The sequence below is a fragment of the Nocardiopsis dassonvillei subsp. dassonvillei DSM 43111 genome, assembly GCF_000092985.1.
Taxonomy (GTDB): domain Bacteria; phylum Actinomycetota; class Actinomycetes; order Streptosporangiales; family Streptosporangiaceae; genus Nocardiopsis; species Nocardiopsis dassonvillei.
The window spans coordinates 2,909,286-2,927,953 of sequence record NC_014210.1; the positions used below are offsets into that span (position 1 = coordinate 2,909,286).

15 protein-coding genes are annotated in these 18,668 nt (G+C 74.4%); 3 read left to right on the forward strand and 12 right to left on the reverse strand.

Annotated elements, in window-relative coordinates; genetic code table 11:
• Positions 1 to 76 precede the first annotated feature (76 nt).
• The gene (locus NDAS_RS12135; protein ID WP_013153479.1) at positions 77 to 1,003 is read left to right on the forward strand and encodes a LysR family transcriptional regulator; all 927 of its coding nucleotides are present in this window, start codon (positions 77 to 79) and stop codon (positions 1,001 to 1,003) included.
• Between the two features lie 98 nt (positions 1,004 to 1,101).
• Here NDAS_RS12135 and pdxA read toward each other — a convergent pair whose 3' ends face one another.
• From pdxA to NDAS_RS12155, 4 genes are read right to left on the reverse strand one after another with little or no spacing between them, the layout of a single operon-like run.
• Complete coding sequence (pdxA, locus tag NDAS_RS12140) at positions 1,102 to 2,124, reverse strand: 4-hydroxythreonine-4-phosphate dehydrogenase PdxA (protein WP_013153480.1); 1,023 nt, start codon at positions 2,122 to 2,124, stop codon at positions 1,102 to 1,104.
• Positions 2,117 to 3,439: a four-carbon acid sugar kinase family protein gene (locus tag NDAS_RS12145; RefSeq protein ID WP_013153481.1), complete on the reverse strand. Its 1,323-nt coding sequence runs from the start codon at positions 3,437 to 3,439 to the stop codon at positions 2,117 to 2,119. Before NDAS_RS12145 ends, pdxA begins: the two co-directional genes overlap by 8 nt.
• Before the next feature lie 9 nt (positions 3,440 to 3,448).
• Positions 3,449 to 4,855 carry a GntP family permease gene (locus tag NDAS_RS12150; protein ID WP_013153482.1) on the reverse strand — a complete coding sequence of 469 codons (1,407 nt, stop codon included), beginning with the start codon at positions 4,853 to 4,855 and terminating at the stop codon, positions 3,449 to 3,451.
• 20 nt (positions 4,856 to 4,875) lie between these two features.
• Positions 4,876 to 5,649: a DeoR/GlpR family DNA-binding transcription regulator gene (locus NDAS_RS12155; RefSeq protein ID WP_013153483.1), complete on the reverse strand. Its 774-nt coding sequence runs from the start codon at positions 5,647 to 5,649 to the stop codon at positions 4,876 to 4,878.
• Positions 5,650 to 5,881: 232 nt separating this feature from the next.
• On the opposite strand from NDAS_RS12155, the gene NDAS_RS12160 reads away from it, so the two are divergent.
• Together NDAS_RS12160 and NDAS_RS12165 are read left to right on the forward strand one after the other, a co-directional pair.
• Positions 5,882 to 6,880 (forward strand): dihydroxyacetone kinase subunit DhaK, encoded by a 999-nt coding sequence (locus NDAS_RS12160; protein ID WP_013153484.1) that lies wholly within the window; start codon positions 5,882 to 5,884, stop codon positions 6,878 to 6,880.
• Positions 6,881 to 6,918: 38 nt separating this feature from the next.
• Positions 6,919 to 7,560: a DAK2 domain-containing protein gene (locus NDAS_RS12165; RefSeq protein WP_013153485.1), complete on the forward strand. Its 642-nt coding sequence runs from the start codon at positions 6,919 to 6,921 to the stop codon at positions 7,558 to 7,560.
• A 102-nt stretch (positions 7,561 to 7,662) separates the two neighbouring features.
• Here NDAS_RS12165 and NDAS_RS12170 read toward each other — a convergent pair whose 3' ends face one another.
• The 8 genes from NDAS_RS12170 to NDAS_RS12205 form a co-directional block, all read right to left on the reverse strand.
• A complete protein-coding gene (locus NDAS_RS12170) occupies positions 7,663 to 9,129 on the reverse strand; it encodes a glycoside hydrolase family 43 protein (protein ID WP_013153486.1) in 1,467 nt (488 codons plus the stop codon).
• A gap of 368 nt (positions 9,130 to 9,497) precedes the next feature.
• Complete coding sequence (locus NDAS_RS12175; protein WP_013153487.1) at positions 9,498 to 10,784, reverse strand: HNH endonuclease signature motif containing protein; 1,287 nt, start codon at positions 10,782 to 10,784, stop codon at positions 9,498 to 9,500.
• Between the two features lie 665 nt (positions 10,785 to 11,449).
• A complete protein-coding gene (locus NDAS_RS12180) occupies positions 11,450 to 11,773 on the reverse strand; it encodes a putative quinol monooxygenase (protein ID WP_013153488.1) in 324 nt (107 codons plus the stop codon).
• Positions 11,774 to 11,949: 176 nt separating this feature from the next.
• The gene (locus NDAS_RS12185) at positions 11,950 to 13,140 is read right to left on the reverse strand and encodes a peptidase C39 family protein (protein ID WP_013153489.1); all 1,191 of its coding nucleotides are present in this window, start codon (positions 13,138 to 13,140) and stop codon (positions 11,950 to 11,952) included.
• Between the two features lie 37 nt (positions 13,141 to 13,177).
• Complete coding sequence (locus tag NDAS_RS12190) at positions 13,178 to 15,280, reverse strand: iron ABC transporter permease (RefSeq protein ID WP_013153490.1); 2,103 nt, start codon at positions 15,278 to 15,280, stop codon at positions 13,178 to 13,180.
• Positions 15,277 to 16,332, reverse strand: coding sequence for an iron-siderophore ABC transporter substrate-binding protein (locus tag NDAS_RS12195; protein WP_013153491.1), 1,056 nt, complete (start codon positions 16,330 to 16,332; stop codon positions 15,277 to 15,279). The genes NDAS_RS12190 and NDAS_RS12195 overlap by 4 nt, the downstream gene beginning before the upstream one ends.
• Complete coding sequence (locus NDAS_RS12200; protein ID WP_013153492.1) at positions 16,329 to 17,219, reverse strand: ABC transporter ATP-binding protein; 891 nt, start codon at positions 17,217 to 17,219, stop codon at positions 16,329 to 16,331. Before NDAS_RS12200 ends, NDAS_RS12195 begins: the two co-directional genes overlap by 4 nt.
• 188 nt (positions 17,220 to 17,407) lie before the next feature.
• Positions 17,408 to 18,328: a helix-turn-helix domain-containing protein gene (locus tag NDAS_RS12205; RefSeq protein ID WP_013153493.1), complete on the reverse strand. Its 921-nt coding sequence runs from the start codon at positions 18,326 to 18,328 to the stop codon at positions 17,408 to 17,410.
• Positions 18,329 to 18,668: the final 340 nt, after the last annotated feature.

An 18,668-nucleotide genomic window follows, 5' to 3' on the forward strand; every position in this document is an offset into this window, starting at 1 on the left:
GGAGCGCGCACCCGCGGTCCAATACCGGCTCGGTCGGCCGTGATACCCCCCGGGTATGGGTCCATAGGCTGTCGGTGTGGACGATCTCGAAACCCGCGAACTCCGTTACTTCGTCGCCGTCGCCGAGGAACTGCACTTCGGGCGCGCCGCCGACCGGCTCGGCATCGCGCAGCCTCCGCTCTCGCGCGCGATCCGACGGCTGGAGCGGCGGCTCGGCGTCCCGCTCCTCGACCGGAACCGCCGCGGCGTGGCGCTCACCGACGCCGGCGGGGTGCTGCTCCGGGAGGCCCGATCGGCCCTGGACGCGGTCGCGGCCGCCGCGCGCCGGACCCGGCGGGCCGGAGCCCCGGATCGGCCTCTGGTGCTCGTGACGAAGGCCGGGGCCTCCCACGAACTGCTGCGACGGCTCCTCGACGCGGCGGGGAGCGCACCCGGCGCGGCGCCGGTCGAGGTCCTGCTGTGCGAGGTCGGCGAGCAGGCGGGGCTGCTCCGCGACGGGAGCGCCGACGTGGCGATCATGCACCTCCCCTTCGACGACGTCGCGGGGTTCGACACCGAGGAGCTCTGCGTCGAGGGCCAGGTGGCGATCCTTCCCGCCGCGCACCCGCTCGCCGCACGCGACCGGCTCACGCTGGCGGAGGTCGCCGACGTTCCGGGCCTGCCGATCGCCCGGTGGCCCCGGCTCGACGGGACCTACCCCGACGGGCCCGGACCGGAGGTGCGCACCCAGTCACAGCTCGCCCAGCTCGTGGCGCTGGGCCGGACGCTGCTGGTCATCCCCGCCTCCAGCCGCGCCTGGCAGTGGCCCGAGCACGTCTCGGTGCCCGTGGTCGACGCGCCGCCGGTCACCACGGTGCTCGCGTGGCCCTCGGGCAGCCGCTCCCGGGAGGTCGCCTCGCTCGTGCGCTCCGCGGACGGGCTCCGCGGCACCGGGACGTGCGGCGGCTCCGAGCGGTCCGGTCCGGCCCCGTCGCGACCCCCCGCCGCCGTCGGGGAGGGCTGAGGCCGGGGCGCCCGCCGCCCGTCCGTGCCCCACACGCGGACGGACGGCGGGTGGACCGGGTTCCCGGGAGGCGCGGACGGCGGTGCCCCCGCCCGCGGTCAGTTCCCGTACTCGGCGCGGATGCGGTCGGCGAAGCGGGCGAAGTCGGCCCCGTGCAGGAAGGCCGAGCGCATGGTGCCGTGGTCGGCCCTCCCCTGGCCCGCGATGTCGAAGGCGGTGCCGTGATCCACCGACGTGCGCAGGATCGGCAGGCCCACCGTCACCGAGATCGTCCCGTCGAAGTCGAAGGTCTTGGCCGCGATGTGGCCCTGGTCGTGGTACTGCGAGAGCACCCCGTCGTAGTGGCCGGTCAGCAGGCGGTGGAAGACCGAGTCCGCCGGGACCGGCCCGACCACGTCCGCGCCCGAGGCGCGCGTGCGCTCCACCGCCGGGGCCAGGTGGCGGATCTCCTCGTCGCCGAAGGCGCCGTTCTCGCCGCCGTGCGGGTTGATCGCCGCCACCGCCAGGGTGGGCTCGTCGTGGCCGAACACGCGCAGCGCGGTGAGCGCCTCGGTGATCGCCCCCACCTGCTGCTCCTCGTCGATCATGTCCAGCGCGCCGCGCAGCGAGACGTGCCGGGTGGCGAAGAAGATCTTCTTGCCGCGCACCACGAACATGGTGTTCTGGCGGGTGACGCCGGTCAGCTCCCCGAGCATCTCGGTGTGGCCGAGGTGGCGACTGCCCGAGGCCCAGATGGCCTCCTTGTTGATGGGCCCGGTGACGATCCCGTCCACACGCCGCTCCATCGCCGCCCGCGTGGCCACCTCGATCGCGCGGACCGCTGCGGCCCCGGCGCGCGCGTCGACCACGCCCCACTCCAGCGCGGTGTCGCCGAGTGCGTCGATGTCGAGGCAGTCGACCACCCCCTCCTGCTCCGGCGGAAGGTCCCAGGAGGACAGGGCGCGCACCCGCACGTCCAGGTCCAGGACGGCGGCCGCGCGGCGCAGCACGGCGGGGTCGGCGACGACCACTCCGCGCGCGGGGGCGGTGGCGCCCACCTCGGCCAGGGTGCGCACGGTGATCTCGGGGCCGATGCCGACGGGGTCTCCGACGGTGACGGCCAGGGTCGGGCGTTCAGTCATCTTCTTGTCTTCCTCCGCTCGGGATCCGCGCGGACACCCCGCGCAGCCTGTCGTTGACCGTGTCGCGCAGCCGCGCCAGGCAGCGCGCGATGGTGTCCTGGTCCCCGACCAGCCCTCCCTTGGTGATGATCGGGGTGCCCTCCAGCGGCCCGCCGTCCAGGCGGCCGTGCACGGCCAGCGGGACGAGTTCGCCGCCCACGTCCAGGGCCCGCACGTCCAGGGCGGTGAGCAGGGCGGAGGTGACGTCGCCGCCGCTGGAGAACAGCGCGCTGGGCCGGATCCGGGCGACGGCCCCGGCGACCAGCGCGGCCAGCATGCCGGGCATGGCGCGGCGCGCCTCGGCCGGCAGGCGCACGACGTCCTCGGCCGAGGCGCGGGTGCGCACGACCACCGCCGCTGGGAAGGAGGACCTGGTCAGGGCTCCGACCAGGAGCCGCGCGACCTCGTCGCGGTGCCCGGGGTCGGACGTGAAGCGCCCGGCGTCGACGTCGACGAACTCCACCGAGGGGTCCTCGGCGACGGTGTCGAGTTGGCGCCGGGTCAGCTCGGTCGCGCTGCCCACCACGGCCAGGACCGGCCCGGGGTCGGGTGCGGTGCCGCGCAGCCCCAGTTCGCGGGCGAGCAGCGCCCCGAACGGGCCGGGGTCGGCGGCCACCCAGACGGTGCCGTCCCCGCGGGAGGCCGCGGCCGCCGCCCGGGCGATGTCGGCCAGGTGGTCCTCGGTCACGGCGTCGCACAGCACGACGGGTTCGTCGCCCGCGAGCAGCTCACCGACGAGGTCGGCGCGGGTGACCCGCCCCAGGGACAGGTGCCGCACGGCCAGGGCGCTCTGCTCGGCGACGAGGTCGGCCACCACGCTGGTGCGGACCGGGTTCAGCGGGTCCAGGGCCAGCTGGGTGCGTTCCAGGGGCACCCCGTCGAGCAGTTGGACGCCGTCCACGGTGATCCGCCCGGAGGCGGGGTGGGCGGGCGCGAAGAGCACGCGGACGCGGACTCCGGGCGGTGTGCGCCCGCGCACCGCCCGCCAGGCGGCCTCCAGTTCGGCGCCGACGTTGCCGCGCAGGGTGGTGTCGGTGCGCTTGACCACCAGGTCCACCGGCCAGAGCCGGTCCACGGTGGCGGCGACGAGCCCGGCGGCCTCGTGGGCGGGCAGGTGGCGGCTGTCCAGGTTGGCCACGACCGCGTCGTAGGCCGGGGCCGCGTGGGCGGCGTGCCCGGCGTCCACCGAGGCCACGCGCATGCCGGTCTGGGCGAAGCGCGCGCCGGTGGCGTTGGCTCCGGTGAGGTCGTCGGACAGGACGAGGATCTGCGCCACGGGATCCCCCTATCCCAGGACCAGGGCGGCGACGCACAGCAGCGGCAGGCTGGCCAGCCACAGCACGGTGGTCATCCCGCTCCACATCTTCATGGCGGCGCCGCCGGACAGGCCGGTGAACCGGGTCACGACCCAGAAGTAGGAGTCGCTGACGTAGGAGAAGACGAAGGAGCCGGCGCACGCGGAGGCCACGGCGAGCGCGGGGTTGATCCCCGCCGCCGCCACGATCGGGGCGCTGAGGGTGGCGGAGGTGATGATGGCGACGGTCCCCGAGCCCTGGGCCAGCCGGACGAACGTGGCGATCACGAACGGCAGCAGGAACATCGGCACGGGCCAGCCCGAGACGGCGTCGGCCAGCGCGTCGCCCACGCCGGAGGCGCGCAGGACCTCGCCGAAGGCCCCTCCGGCGCCGGTGATGAACACGATCATCCCGGCCGAGGCGGCGGCCGCGGTCAGCCAGGAGACGACCTCCCTGCGCCCGGTCCCCCGGGGCGGCAGCGTGTAGACGGCCACGACCAGCCCGATGACCAGGGCGATGGCGGGGTTGCCGAGGAAGGCGAAGACGTCGGCGACCGCGCTGCCCTCGGCGAGCGCGCCGGTGAGGGTGTTGCCCACGATGAGCAGCAGGGGCAGCAGCAGCGGGATCGAGGCGGTCAGCGCGCTCACGCCCGGGTCCGGGGGCTCCTCGCTGACGTCGCGCCCGGCGGCCGGGGCGGCGTCTCCGAGCCCGGCGACCTTGCGGGTGGCCGTGCCCGGCCCGCCCGCGGCGGCGTTCTCGGGGACCAGGCCCGGCTCCACGCTCGCCTCCAGGCGGGGTCCCATGTAGCGCGCGTAGACCACCACGACCGGGATGAGCAGGATCGACATGGCCCCGCCGAGCAGGACGGTGGTGCCCAGGTCGGCGCCGAGGAGCCCGACGGCGGCGAGCGGGCCGGGCGTGGGCGGGACCAGGTGGTGGGTGATGGACAGCCCGCCCGCCAGGGCCAGGCTCATCACGACCAGCGGCCTGCCGTAGCGCCTGGCCAGGGAGCGGGCGAGCGGGTGCAGGATGACGAAGCCGGAGTCGCAGAACACCGGGACGGACACGACCGCGCCGGTGGCGGTCATCGCCACGTCCTCGCGGCCCTTCCCGGCCATGCGGACGAAGGCCTTGGCCAGGGCGTCGGCGCCGCCGCTGCGTTCCAGGACGGTGCCGATCATCACGCCCAGGGCGATGACGACGCCGATTCCGGCGAGGGTGTTGCCGAAGCCGGTGGTCAGGTGCTCCACCAGCTCGGGGGCGGGGACGCCCGCGACCACGCCGGTGACCAGGGCTCCGGCGAGCAGTCCGATGAACGCGTCCAGCCGGGACCACAGGATGAGGGCGATGACGGTGGCCACGCCCAGGAGCAGTGCCGCGAGGAGCTGTACTTCCATACCAGGTGCCTTTCAGGGGGTCATTGCGGTCGCGTGCCCGCGTCGACCGCGACGACGTGGGGGGTGCAGGCGGGATCGGCGTCGAGGGCCTCGCGCTCGCGGGCTCCGATCCCGTCGTCGGTGATCAGGCCGTAGGGTCCGGGGACGACGGCCCAGTACGGGTGGGGGCCGGAGCCGACCTTGGTGGAGTCGGCGACCACGAAGATCCGCCGGGCGCCGCGCATCTGGAGTTCCTTGGCGGCGGCGATCTCGGGGCTGGGGCAGTTGAGCCCCCGGCCGGGCAGGAGCCCGTCGGCGCCGATGAAGGCGATGTGCGGGGTGATGCGGTCCAGCACGCCGTGCGCATAGTCGCCGACGATGGAGCCGCGCCTGCGCCGCACGCGCCCGCCGACGACGACGAGTTCGATGCCCTCGGCGTCGTGCAGCGCCGCCATGGGGCCGAGGCCGGAGGTGACCACGGTGGGCCCCGAGCGCCGGGCCAGGCGCTCGGCCACGAAGGTGGTGGTGCTCCCGGCGTCCAGCAGGACGACGTGGTCGTCCTCGACCAGCGCGGCGGCGTGCTCGGCGATGCGCCGCTTGGCGGGGGTGTTGCGCAGGCTCTTCTGGGTCCAGGACAGTTCGGCGCCCGCGGGCGCGGGGACCGCGCCGCCGTGGGTGCGGACCACCTTTCCGGCCCTCTCCAGTTCGCCCAGCCCGCGCCGCACGGTGGAGGGGCTGATGCCGAGTTCCCGCGCGAGGTCCTCGACCCTCTGCACGCCGTCGGTGACGGCGTCCAGCAGCCCTTGGTGACGCATGACCACTCCTGCTCATTTCGCGCATATGAACAGGGACATACTGCGCGCTTTACGCAGAGAAAAACAAGAGGTCAGCGCCAATCTGCTCATAACGCGCATATAACGTCCGGGGGGCGCGGATGCGGCCACCGGGCTGAGAACAGCGCGGCCGGGGACGTTTGGACGGGGCGACGCACGGCTATGTCGCATACGGCGCCGCGGGGGGCCGCAGCGAGAACTACGGAGCGTGCCGATGCGAAGACAGTTCATCAACGAGCCGGGCGACGTGGTGTCCGAGGCGTTGGAGGGGTTCGCCGCGGCCTGGCCGCGCCACGTGCGCCTCAACGCCGACCCCGCCTACGTCGTACGCGCCCGACCCGCCGCGGACAAGGTCGCGGTGGTCTCCGGCGGCGGCTCGGGCCACGAGCCCCTGCACGTGGGCTTCGTGGGCACCGGCATGCTCGACGCCGCCGTGCCGGGGGCCGTCTTCGCCTCCCCCACCGCCGTGCAGATCCGGGCGGCCTCGCAGGCGGCCGACACCGGCCGGGGAGTCCTGCACGTGGTCAAGAACTACACCGGCGACGTGCTCAACTTCCGCATCGCCGGTGAGCTGCTGGCCGACGCGGGTGTACGCAGCGAGATCGTCCTGGTCGACGACGACCTGGCCACCGACACCGGCGACGGCGGGGGTCCGGGACGCCGGGGCACGGCGGCGGTCGTGGCGGTGGAGAAGGTCTGCGGCGCCGCGGCCGAGCGCGGCGCCGACCTGGCGGAGCTGGCCGCGCTCGGGCGCCGGGTGGCCGAACGCAGCCGCACCCTGTCCGTGGCGCTGGCCGCGGGCGCCCACCCGGGCGAGTCGCGGCCCTCGTTCGAGCTGCCCGAGGACGAGGTGGAGTTCGGCGTGGGCATCCACGGCGAGCGGGCCCGGCAACGGCGGGCCTTCGGCCCCTCCCGCGAGCTGGTGCCCCCGATGGTCTCGCCGCTGGTGGAGGAGCTGGGCCTGGGGCGCGGGGACCGGGTCATCGCCATCGTCAACGGCCTGGGCGCCACACACGACTTGGAGCTGTACGGGGTGTTCCGCGAGGCGCGGCGCATCCTGGACGACGCCGGGATAGAGGTCGCCCGCTCCCTCGTGGGGTCCTACGTGACCTCCCTGGACATGGCGGGCTGCTCGGTCACCCTGACGGCGGCCGACGACGAGGTGCTGGAGCTGTGGGACGCTCCGGCCGCCACACCCGCGCTCACCTGGTAGAACGTCCGTCCCACCACAGTCCGAACGGGAGCACCGGCATGGCAGAGCAGCTCAGTCCCTCCGACGTCGAGCGGTGGGTGCAGGCCTTCATCGGCGCGGTCGAGGAGGAGGGCGCACACCTCACCGACCTGGACCGCCGCAGCGGCGACGGCGACTTCGGCACCAACATGACCACCGCGCTGCGCCGTACGCGCGAGGCCCTGGCCGACACCGCCGCCACGGGGTCGGCCGGACAGCCCTTCGAGGTGATGGCGGAGACCTTCCTGGGCCACAGCGGCGGCACCAGCGGCCCGCTGTTCGGCATGTGGTTCCGCGAGTTCGGCAAGGCGGGCGCGGGCGCGGAGGCGTTCACCCTGGCGATGGTGGCCGAGGCCACCGCGAACGGGTGGGCGACCCTGCACCGGCTGGGGTCGGCCGAGGTCGGGGACCGCACCATGGTCGACGCCGTCGCCCCGGCCTCGGAGGCGCTGGCCGGGGCGGTGGCCAGCGGCGCGGGGCTGCACGCCGGGCTGCGGGCGGCCGCGGAGGCCGCGCGGGAGGGCGCGGACGGCACCAGCGAACTGCTCGGCCGCCGGGGGCGCACCAGCTACGTGGGCGAGGCCGCCCTGGGCAGCCCGGACCCCGGCGCGGTGACCGTCGCCCTGTTCTACCGGGCCGCGCAGGGGGTCGTCGGCGTCTGAGCCGTGCGCGGCCGGGACCGCGCGAAGGTCCGCGGCGGGTCCGGCCTCCGCCGGGGCACGTCCTCGGCGGAAGGCGACCATGCCGCCGGCCCCGCGGCCCGGTCAGGCTCCGCCGAGGTACTCCACGAAACGCACCCCGATCCCGCCCGGGCCGCAGCTCACCCCGACCATGCGGCCGGTGAACCCGCCCGCGACCTCGGTCGACAGGTAGCGTCCGTCGATCCTGGCCAGCTCGGTGGCGCCCTGGGGGGTGCGGACCGCGGCGACGACCACGTCCGGTCCCCGTTCGCGGCTGTACTCGGGCGCCGTCGAGGGCTCCACCCGCAGTTCGAGCACCGTGTCGGCGGACGCGGGCGCCTCCCCCAGCACGCTGGTGAGCGGTCCGATCCGAGCGACGGCGCGCACCCGCCCGCCCCCGACCTCCAGGGCGAACCGGTGGGCGGGATCGACGCGGACCTCCAGGGCGCCAGCGCCCCCGTCCGCGTCGATCCCGGCCCGGACGGTCATGGTCGTGTGCTCCTGGCGGCGGCCGACGAACACCTCCTCGTCCCCGGGAGGCGACATCCGCCACCGGTCCCCCGACCACCGCAGCACCCGGTCGGGGAAGACCCCGGCGCCGACCCAGCCGTGGCCGAGCTTCCCCTCGCCCAGCGAGGCGCGCACCCGCGGCGGCTCCCCGGGCTCGACCGGTCCGATCACCACGGGCCAGCCGTCGCGCCAGGCGACGTCGGCGGCGAAGGTCTCCCTGCCCAGCACGTGCCACCCGGGGAAGGAGCCCGAGGGGCGCACCCCCAGGAACACCGCCGCCCACGACCCGTCCGGCCGCTCGACCAGGTCGGCGTGGCCGGTGTTCTGCACCGGGCCCGGCGTCCCCCTGGCGGTCAGCAGGGGGTTGTGCGGACAGGCCTCGAACGGGCCCTCCGGCGAGGGCCCCCGGGCGACCGTCACCGCGTGTCCGGGGCCGGTGCCGCCCTCGGCGACCACCAGGTACCACCACCGCCCCACCCGGTACAGGTGCGGCGCCTCCGGATCCCGGCCCCCGGTACCGCTCCACAGCGGACGCGGCCGGGACAACAGCTCACCGGTGGCCGGGTCGAGGACGGCCTGGCGGATGCCGCCGTCCGACCACGTGAGCAGGCACCTGCCGTCCCCGTCCCAGGCCAGGTCCGGGTCGATGCCGTCCGCGCCGCGGATCCGCACCGGGTCGGACCAGGGACCGGCGGGGTCGGTCGCCGTCATCAACAGGTGCCCGGGGCCGTCGGAGACGTTGGTGGTCACCAGGAAGAAGGTGCCGTCGTGGTGGCGCAGGGTCGGGGCGTAGACGCCCGAGGACGGCGCGGCGCCGGACAGCACCAGCTGGGAGGGCCGGTCCATCACCGCGCCGACCCGCTCCCAGGACACGAGGTCCGACGACCGGAACAGGGGGACCCCGGGGGCGTACTCGAAGCTCGAACACGCCAGGTAGAACACGTCGCCGACGCGGCACACCGTGGGGTCGGGATGGAAACCGCCGAGGATCGGGCGGGTCGGCAGAACGCCGCCTCCGGGGGGAACTTCGGGCTCGGTCACCCCCCGAGTGTGACACGCCCCACCCGGACCGGAACGGGGCGGGGCGGGCCGGGTCGGGCGTTCGACCCGGGTCGGGTCGGACGGTGCCAGCCCCACAGTGCGAACCCCACAGTGCCAGCCTCTTGCAACGCCGAGTCCCTGAGAGGTGGAGGCCCCTGCTGTAGCGGCAGCGAAGGCAGTGGGTGTCCGGGGACTCCGTTCAACGCCCTGGTTGCGGGTGGTGGCCGGAGGTAGCGGGGCTGGCGGGCCTTGGGCAGCGGTACCGGCCCCGGGGTGGGGGTGGGCGACGGTGGCAGCGACCACGGTGGGCGCGGGGCCCGGGCCGCCTGTCGGGCGCGGGCATGCCGGGGACCGGCACGACCCGGGAGTCATTCCCGGGGCGGTGGAACCGGAATCCTGTCGGGCGGATGATGCCGTTCCCGCTGTCGGTGTGTGCGCAGTTCGCGTTGGTACTTGGCCCGGTTGTGCGGCCCGCACAACGGTTGCAGGTTGGCGACCACCGTGCGCCCGCCCCGGGAGAACGAGGTGACGTGGTCGGCCTGGCACAACGCCACCGGTACCTCACATCCGCCCGGGTGCGCGCAGGTGGCGTGTCCGTGGAAAGCGGCGGTGCGTTGGCGGGTTGAGGCCAGGCGGCGGCTGTGGCCCACATCCAACACCTGCCCGGTGGGCGGTGCGGTGAGCATCCGCACCACCTCAGAATCGGCGGCCAACTCGTGCACCAGCCCGACCGGGATCACCCGACCGTGCTCGTCCAACGCCGGAACCTCCTGGCCTTGGGCGTCCAGATAGGTCTGCACGGGCACCACGATGCGGATCTGCGCCAACGGAGCCGGAGCGTTGCCGCATCCGGTGTGGGTGGTGGCAAAACGCAGCGCCGCGATGAGCGCGTCGTGCTCACGCTGCGAACGACTGCGCGTGTCCTCATCCGAGTGCGAAACGTCGAAGGTGTCGATGGCCGCGCGCACGACCAACGCATCCCCAGACCCGCCCCAGGCCTGGAGTTGGTAGCTGCCCTGGAACGTGTCATGGACCGTCAGTCCACGGGCGGCATGGGCGGTCTCGTGGTCGCGGTCCAGGCGGTGGGGGTCCAAACGGTAGGCGACCTGGCGGGCCACCGACTGGAGCTGGTTGACCGACAACGCGGGCCGCTCCGCCTTGGCGGCCACCAGAGCCGCTTCGAACCCCTGCCGGTACTCCCCCTCATCGGGAAAGTGGTCCTCATCGCGGGTCTGGACGGCTTTGTCGGTGGCTTTGGCGATCGCGACCGCCTCACCCAACACCACCCTGCCCTCAGCTACTGCTTGGGCAGTGGCGGGCAACGTCTCCTCCTGCACGTGCTGGGCCAAACGGGCCAAATCCTTGGCCTGGGCAGTGGGGACCTTGCAGCGATGGGTGATCCACTTGTCCAACGTGCTGTAGCCGCTGTAACGGGCGACCTCACCACGTGCGTACAGGCGCGCCATCTGCGTCAACGCCTGATACCGGATCTGGTCCAGCTGCGCCCACAGCGCCGCGATCTCCTCCGCGGCGGTCTCGTCGGCCCCGGGCGGGACTTCGGCGTTCAACGCTTGGTGGATGATCTCGCGCGCACCGGCCAGCGCGGCCACGGCCGGGGAACATTCCCCGGGGGCCACTTTGGGTGCTGCGATCATCATCTCCATACTTCTTATTATAGGCCAGTGGTCGCCATTTCTCCACTATTCACAGCCGGAATTAGAAGCCTTTATTTCCTGGGGTCATCCTTGACTGAAAGGCTGCAATTGGGGCGGGCTCAAAAGGTGTCCAAAAAGGCACGGCCAGAATGAGCACTCGACGTTAGAGCGATTGTCGCCCTCCCCGGCCGCAGGGGCCGGGGTCGTTGCCCGAGGCTGGAGGGCCTGCTTGCCGTTGGTGTCGACGCAGCAGAGCCCGACCATCCCTACACCCCGGGCGCTGGTCGCCCTCCGGTGGTCGCTCCCTCCTTTGGTGCCGCTGTTCGTCCGATGCCCAACCCTTCACCGGCCCCGACCGCTCTCCGCCGTCCGTACCCTTTCGCGGCAGCTGGCGCGCTTTCGTTGCCGCCAGAAACCCCCGACAAGAAGGGCGTAGGGGAGAGACCTGTGGACGGCCCCTCCCTGCCCCTCGATCCATTATCCTTATTGGTCGCCGAGTGTTTCAGGGCACACCAAAACCTCCGTGGGTGGGATCCCCCCTATTTCCAGGAAACCATCACCACGCCACCCACGACCACCCCCAACACCCACCTGTGGAAAACACGGGAACGGCCCCGGACGGATCGCCCGGGGCCGGAACACTGTCTGGAGGAAACGGAAACCGGTCAGGCCTCGATGGTGAGCTCGCCCATCCGGTCCCAGCCCTCGCCCTCCACGACCCGGCTGACGATGAGCGGGGTCTCGGTGAGCAGCGGCTTCATGGCGGCCAGCCCGTCACGGAAGTGGTCGCTGTTGACGTGCGCCTCGGCGGCGCCGTCCTTGAACGCCTCGACGAGCACGAACTCGTTCTCGCGCTCGACGCCGCGGGACCACTCGAACCACAGGTTGCCCGGCTCGGCGCGGGTGGCCGCGGTGAAGTCGGCGACCGCGTCCAGGAAACCGTCTCCTACCTCGGGCTTGACCCGGAACTTGACGACGATGAGGATCATCGCCCCTCCTCCTTGTCGGTGCTGCGGGACACGGTGTGCCGCGCCCCGTCCCCACTTTCCCAGAACCGGCGACCACGGCGACCACGGCGACCACCGGACAAACCGGGGCGCAACTAGACGAATCAATGTGCACCTGGACGGACCGGGGTGCACCGGTCCACGGACGCGGGACGGTCTCAGGGACGCAGGAGCGGCTCCTCGCCCTCCGGCACCACGGTGCCCACGCCGCCCTCCGGCCCCACGGTGCCCGCGCCGCCCTCCGGCCCCACGGTGCCCGCGCCGCCCTCCGGCCCCGCGATGCCCACGGCGCCGCGGTAGCCGTCCCCCTCCAGCGACGACATCGCGTCGAGCGCGGCGTCGGACACGGGCAGCAGGTGGGCGTCGACCCAGGTGTCGCCCGTGGCGCCGTTGGTCCAGGGGTCCTCGACCACGAGCGCGTCCGGCACCGCCCCGTGGCAGAGCACCCAGTGCGGCACGTCGAAACCCTGCATCGCGGCCAGGGAGACCAGCAGCAGGACGCGCTCCCCCCGGCCGATCGCTTCGCGGATGTCGGCCGTGGACAGGCGGCGCGGATCCACCGGGACCCCGGCCCGCGCCGCGTCCTCCCGCGACGCGCGCTGGAGGACCGCGCGCCACTCCCTCTCGTCCCCGGCGTAGGAGCCGAGCATGACCGGCCGGTCCACGTCGAGGAACACCGTGACGGGCGACGACGGCCACGCCCGGCGCACGGCCACGCCCAGCCCGACGGGCTCGCAGGCGGGGAAGTTCGTCGCGTCGCGCCACAGCGTCAGCTCCGCCGGGCGGTCCAGGGACTCGCGGGGCACCGCCCCGGCCTGCACCTGCGCGACCAGGGCGCTGACGGCGCCGCACGTGAAGTTCGTGGACTGGCGGTAGTACGGCGGCTCCGCCTCAGCCGGACCCTCCCCCAGCCAGCGCACGTGACCGGCGGGCGGACGGTTCCCGTCCCGGCCCTCCCCGCCCTCCTCGCGCGGGGCCTCCAGCGGCGCGAAACCGGCGGCGGAGGCCTCCTCCGCGCCGACCGTCCACCCCTCCCACTTGACCTGTACGAGCCCCCGGCCCCGCGCGTGGGACAGGACCGCCGCCGCGGCGGCGGGCACGTCGCCGACGGCGTCGACGATCTTGGCGTAGGCGGTGCGCGGGCGCGCCGTCACCAGCGCGGCGGCGGCCCAGCCCTCCCCCGCCCCGTCGGGCACGGCCACGATCTCGGGCGCGTGGGCCGAGCGGTCGACCGCTCCCCAGCGTTCGAGCACCCGGTCGGGGGCGATACGCGCCAGGGGCGCGGGCACGGCGGCCGGGTCGAAGGGGACGACGACCGGGGCGGGCGCGTCGGGGCTGTGGGACGGCATTCGGCACTCCTGGTGCGGATCAGAGGGGATCGGCGGTTCACGCGCGGGAGCGGCGCAGCAGCCAGACGAGGTAGGGGGCGCCGACCAGGGCGATCATGAGCCCGGCCGGCAGCTGGGCCGGGGCCAGCAGCGTGCGGCCCAGGGTGTCGGCCACGCAGACCAGCAGCGCGCCCAGCAGCATCGCGACCGGAACGCTGCGCCCGTGGCGGGCGCCGACCAGCGCGCGGGCCAGGTGGGGCGCCACGAGCCCGACGAAGCCGACGACCCCGACCGCGACCACGCTGACGGCGGCCAGGACCGCGGCGACGGTGAGCAGCACCAGCCGCGTCCGCTCCACCCGCATGCCGAGGATGCGGGGCGTGTCCTCGTCCACGGCGATCAGGTCGAGGTGGCGGGCCAGGCCGAGCATCAGCGGCGCCGCCAGGACGAGCGCCACGGCGACCGGCACGACCTCCGGCAGGGTGCGCCCGTAGGTCGTGCCGGACAGCCACGTGAAGATGCGCGGGGTCTGCCAGGGGTCGGCGCGCAGGAGCAGGAACGTCGTGACCGCGCTCAGGCTGTATCCGCACCCGATGCCGATCAGCACGAACCGGTCCGGACGCAGCGCGCCCCTCCAGGCCAGCGCGGCGATCAGCGCGAACGTGGCCAGGCCCGTGAGGACCGACATGGTGACCAGCGACGGCAGGCCGCTGCCGGGGCTGGCGGTCACCACGATGACCGCCCCCAGCCCGGCTCCGGCGGTGATGCCCAGCAGACCCGGCTCCGCGAGCGGGTTGCGCACGGTGCTCTGGACGGCGCTCCCGGCCAGGCCCAGCGCCGCTCCGGCGAGTACGGCGGCGGCCACCCGGGGGAACCGTTCGTCCAGGGACCGGCCGATCAGGTCGGGTGCGCTCCCCTGGAGCCACAGGGCGATGTCGCCCGTGCGCAGCCACAGGCTGCCCGCGAGCAGGCCCACGAGCGCCGCCGAGACGAGCAGGGCCGCCGCGACCAGCAGGACGCCGAGGAAGCGCCGCCGCGTGCGCGGTCCGGTCCGCGCGCCCGGCGGTCGGCGCACCGGGCCCGCGTCGCGCAGGCGCAGGGCCAGGACCACGATGAGCAGGCCGCCGAGCACGGCCGTGGGCACCCCCGTGGGGATCGAGGCGGCGCCCTCGGCGCCGAGCAGCGCGCGCAGACCGGCGTCCGCGAGCAGGATCAGGAGGGCGCCGAGGAGCCCGGAGGCGGTCACGAGCAGCAGGTGCCTGCGCAGCGGCCGGATCCGTCCGGCGAGCAGGCGCGCCAGCACGGGCGCGCCCAGACCGACGAAGGCGATCGGACCGGCCAGCGTCACCGCCGCTCCGGTGAGGAGCACGGCGCACAGCACCGCGGCGGTCCGGGTCGAGCGCAGGGGCACGCCGAGCGAGGCCGCGGTGTCGTCGCCCAGGCCCAGCACGTCCAGCCTTCGGCTCAGCAGCAGCGCAGCGCCCAGCACGACCGCGATGAGCGGCATCGCGCGCAGGGACGCGTCGATGTTGAGCTGGGCCAGGGAGCCGCTCCCCCAGGCGAAGAGGCCGGTGGTGTTCTCCTTGAACAGGATCAGCAGCATCGCGGTCGCCGCGTCCAGGGCCATCGCGGTCGCCGAACCGGCCAGGATCAGCCGCGTCGTGGCCGTTCCGGCGGCGTTGCCCGCCAGTGCCAGCACGAGCGCGGCGGCCAGCAGCCCCCCGGTGAAGGACACCAGACCGGAGGCCCACAGCGGGACGGCGAACCCGAACGCGGCGACCAGGGTCAGGGCCAGGTAGGACCCCGCCGTGACCGCGAGCGTGTCGGGAGAGGCGAGCGCGTTGCGCGTGACCGACTGCAGCAGCGCCCCGGCGACGCCGAGGGCGAAGCCCACGGCCACACCGGCGAACAGGCGCGGAAGCCGCGATCCGGCCAGCACGTCGCCGACCGGAACCCCGTCGACGGCCTCCCGCTCCCCGGCCGCGTAGCGCACCAGGTCCCACCACCCCACGCCGGAGGTCCCCTGGGTGAGGTGCCACACGGCCACCGCGAGGATCGCGGCGACCAGTCCCGCGAGGACCGCCGCCCCGGCGGCGCCGCCGCGCGCGCCGACGCGCGGTGGCGGGGACCGCCGGGGCGGGGCCTGAAGCGAACCGCTCATTCCTGGGTGATCGCGTCGGCGAAGGCGTCGACCGCCTGCGCGGTCGAGCGCGGGCCGCCCGCGCCCCAGATCCGCGGGGGGAAGGCGTGGGCCCGGTTCTCCTCCACGGCCGGGAGGGAGTTCCAGATCGGGTTCTCCTCCAGCGCCTCCACGTAGCCGCCGACGCCCTCGTCGTTGGCGTAGAAGAGGTTGGCCCCGCCCACGGCGGTGAGTCCCTCGACGTCGGTCTGCGCCAGGCCGTAGGAGGGGTTGACGCCGCCGTCCCCGTAGGCCTCGTTGATCTCGTCGGTCCAGACCGGGGTCATCCCGAGCTCCTCGCCGAGGGCGGTGAACAACGCGCCCTCGCCGTAGGGCCGGATGGTGAGGTTGCCGCCCTGGAGCCACCCGTCGAAGTACAGGAAGTCCTTCGTGGGCAGGTCGGCGGAGGCCACCCGCTCCTTGGCCTCGGCGAGGTGGGCGTCGAACTCCCCGATCACCTGCTCGGCCCGCTCGGTGCGCCCCGTGGCCTCACCGATCATCTGGAAGACGCTCCGCATGTTCCCGACGGGGTCGGCCGGGTCGGCGCCCAGCGTGACGAGGACGGGCACCCCGCGCTCCTCCAGCTGCGCGATGATCTCGTCGTCGGCGCTGAAGGCCTCCACGATGACCAGGTCGGGGTTCTGCGCGTACAGGGTGTCGAGGTCGGGCTCCTCGCGGTTGCCGATGTCGGTCACGCCCTCGGGCAGCTCCTCCGCGCTCACCCAGGTGCTGTAGCCCTCGGTGTCGGAGACCGCCACGGGGGTGACGCACAGGGTGAGCGCGTCCTCGACCTGCTGCCACTCCAGGACGGCGATGCGCTCGGCGGGCTGGTCGAGCTCCACCTGTCGGCCGACACCGTCGGTCAGCGACACCGGGCCCGTGGAGGTGGTCGTGGTGTCCTCGGCGCAGCTCTGGGAGGCGGGCGCGGCGACGCCGCCGGTCTCGGGCTCCTCGACGCTGGTGGTGCCGCATCCTGTCACGGCGAGGGCGAGGGCGGCGCAGGCCGCGGTCGCGAGATGGGGGAGACGGGTCATGGGTGGTTCTCTCTGTTCTGTTCCGCGGTGTTCGGGTGGTCCGCGTCCGCGGACCGGGGACGGGCCGCGTGGCGGCCCACGGGGTCGATGCGCAGGCGGCCGGTCCGGGGGTCGTGGGCCACCTCGACCCGGATGCCGTAGACCTCGCTGAGGTTGCGGCTGGTGAGGACCTCGGCCGGGTCGCCCGCGGAGTGGACGCGTCCGGCGCTGAGCAGCAGCAGCGTGTCCGCGACGCGCGCGGCGTGGTCGAGGTCGTGCAGCACGACGCCGACGGCGACCCCGTGGTCCTCGGCGAGGTCGCGGATCAGGTCGAGGGTCTCGACCTGGTAGCGCAGGTCCAGGTGGTTGGTGGGCTCGTCCAGCAGTACGACGCCGGTGTCCTGGGCCAGGCAGGTGGCGAGCCACACGCGCTGCATCTCTCCGCCGGAGAGCTGTCCGGCCGCCCGGTCGGCCATGTCCCGCACCCCGGTGGCCTCCATGGCGTGCTCGACGGCGCGCCGGTCCTGGTCGGAGAGCCCCGCGAGGCCGCGCCGGTAGGGGTGGCGTCCGAACGCGACGACGTCCCTGACCGCTAGGCCCTCCGGCGTGGGCCGGGCCTGGGCGAACAGGGTGACCTCCCGGGCGAACCGGCGTGCACTGAGCAGGGAAGCCGGGCGCCCGGGCTCCCCGTCCCCGCCGCCGAGCGTGACCTGCCCCTCGTCGATGCGGTGCAGTCGGGCGAGCGAGCGCAGGAGCGTGGACTTGCCGCTGCCGTTGGGCCCCACCAGGGCGGTCACGCGCCCGGCCTCCAGGGACAGCGAGGCGCCGTGGACGACCGTGGAACTGCCGTAGCTCAGGACCAGCCGGTCCCCGCTCAGGGCGTGCGCCCGCGTCACGGCGCTGGGCACGCCGGGCGTGCCGGGAGCGCGGCGGCCGTGGCGGAGGACGGACGCGGCACGGCGCGGACGGAGCCGCGGACGGCGTGCGCGCACTGCCCGACCAGCGGATACGGCCGGACACGGGCACGGGCGCCCGAACGGGAGATTAGGTTAGCCTTCACTCACTCAGAATAGATTCGGCCGCTCCGTGGCTGCAATCAGGACTTCCGGACACCGGATACGGAATTCCGGTCAACGGCCGCCCGGGAAGGGCCGAAGTACGTCCCCGGGGTGGTGCCCATCACGCGCCGGAAGGCGTCGATGAAGGTGCTGGTCTGGGCGTATCCGAGGAGTTCGGCGGCGTCCTGCACCTCGCGCCCCTCGCCGAGCAGCAGGAGCGCCCGGTGGATGCGCAGTGACTGCCGCCACTGCGCGAACGAGAGCCCGGTGGCGGTGCGGAAGGCGCGGCTGATCGTGCGGGGGCTCACGCCCAGGTCGCGCGCCCACTCCTCCAGGGAGCGGTCGTCGGCGGGGTCGCGCAGCAGGGCGTCGGCGATCACGTCGGCCCGGGCCTCGCCGGGCAGGCGCAGCGCGAGCTGGGGCAGCGACGGCTCCAGCACGTCGAACACCACCGCCTCCGCGCGCGAGCGCGCCCCGGCGTCCAGGTCGGTGCGGGCCAGGCGCATCAGCAGTGACTCCAGCACCGGGGTCATCGCGATGGCCGTGGGGCCCTCGAAGGCGACCGGCGTGCGGTCCGGGGCGAAGAAGGCGGTGTGGAGTTCGGCCCTGGCCGTCAGTCGGCCGGCGTGCACCTCCCCGGCGGGCACCCACAGCCCGCACCCCTCGGAGACGGTGAAGACGCGGTCGCCGACGCGGGCGGTCAGCGCCCCGCAGCGCACCCACACCAGTTCGTGCGCGGGGTGCGCGTGCGGCTCCCACTCCGTGGGGGCGCCCGGCGCGTGGGACTCCGCGATGATCACGAAGGGCGCCGCGGCCCCCTCCGGAAGCGGGGCGGCCCGCCGCACCAGGGTGCTCGGCTCGCGCCGCCAGGTCCCCAGACCCGCACCCTCCCCGGAGGGCGCGGCCGTCCCGGGCGGTGCGCTGCCGGTACGCTCCGGAAGCGGAGATATGGGCGACATGTCCTTATTGTCGCAGTCGGCGCCGGGTACGGCGTCCCGGCGTGGCACCCGTGGACGCGGCCCGCACACGGAACGCGGGGGACACCGACCCGCACGGACGGCCCCGGGCCCCGGCCCCTCCCCGCCCGGTGACCCGTCAGCAGTGTTTACCCTCACACGGACACGCGCCGCGGCCTGCGATAGTGTGGAACGTCGTCGTCGCGCCGCCCGCGGTGGGACCCGGGAACCGCTCTTCTCCCTCGTCCCCCGCCGTGAGTGCCCGTCGGCGACCGGGCAGGGCTGCGTTCGACGCTCCGCCCCACTCCATGCCGCGCCTGCCGCGCTGGCCGTGAGACCGGGC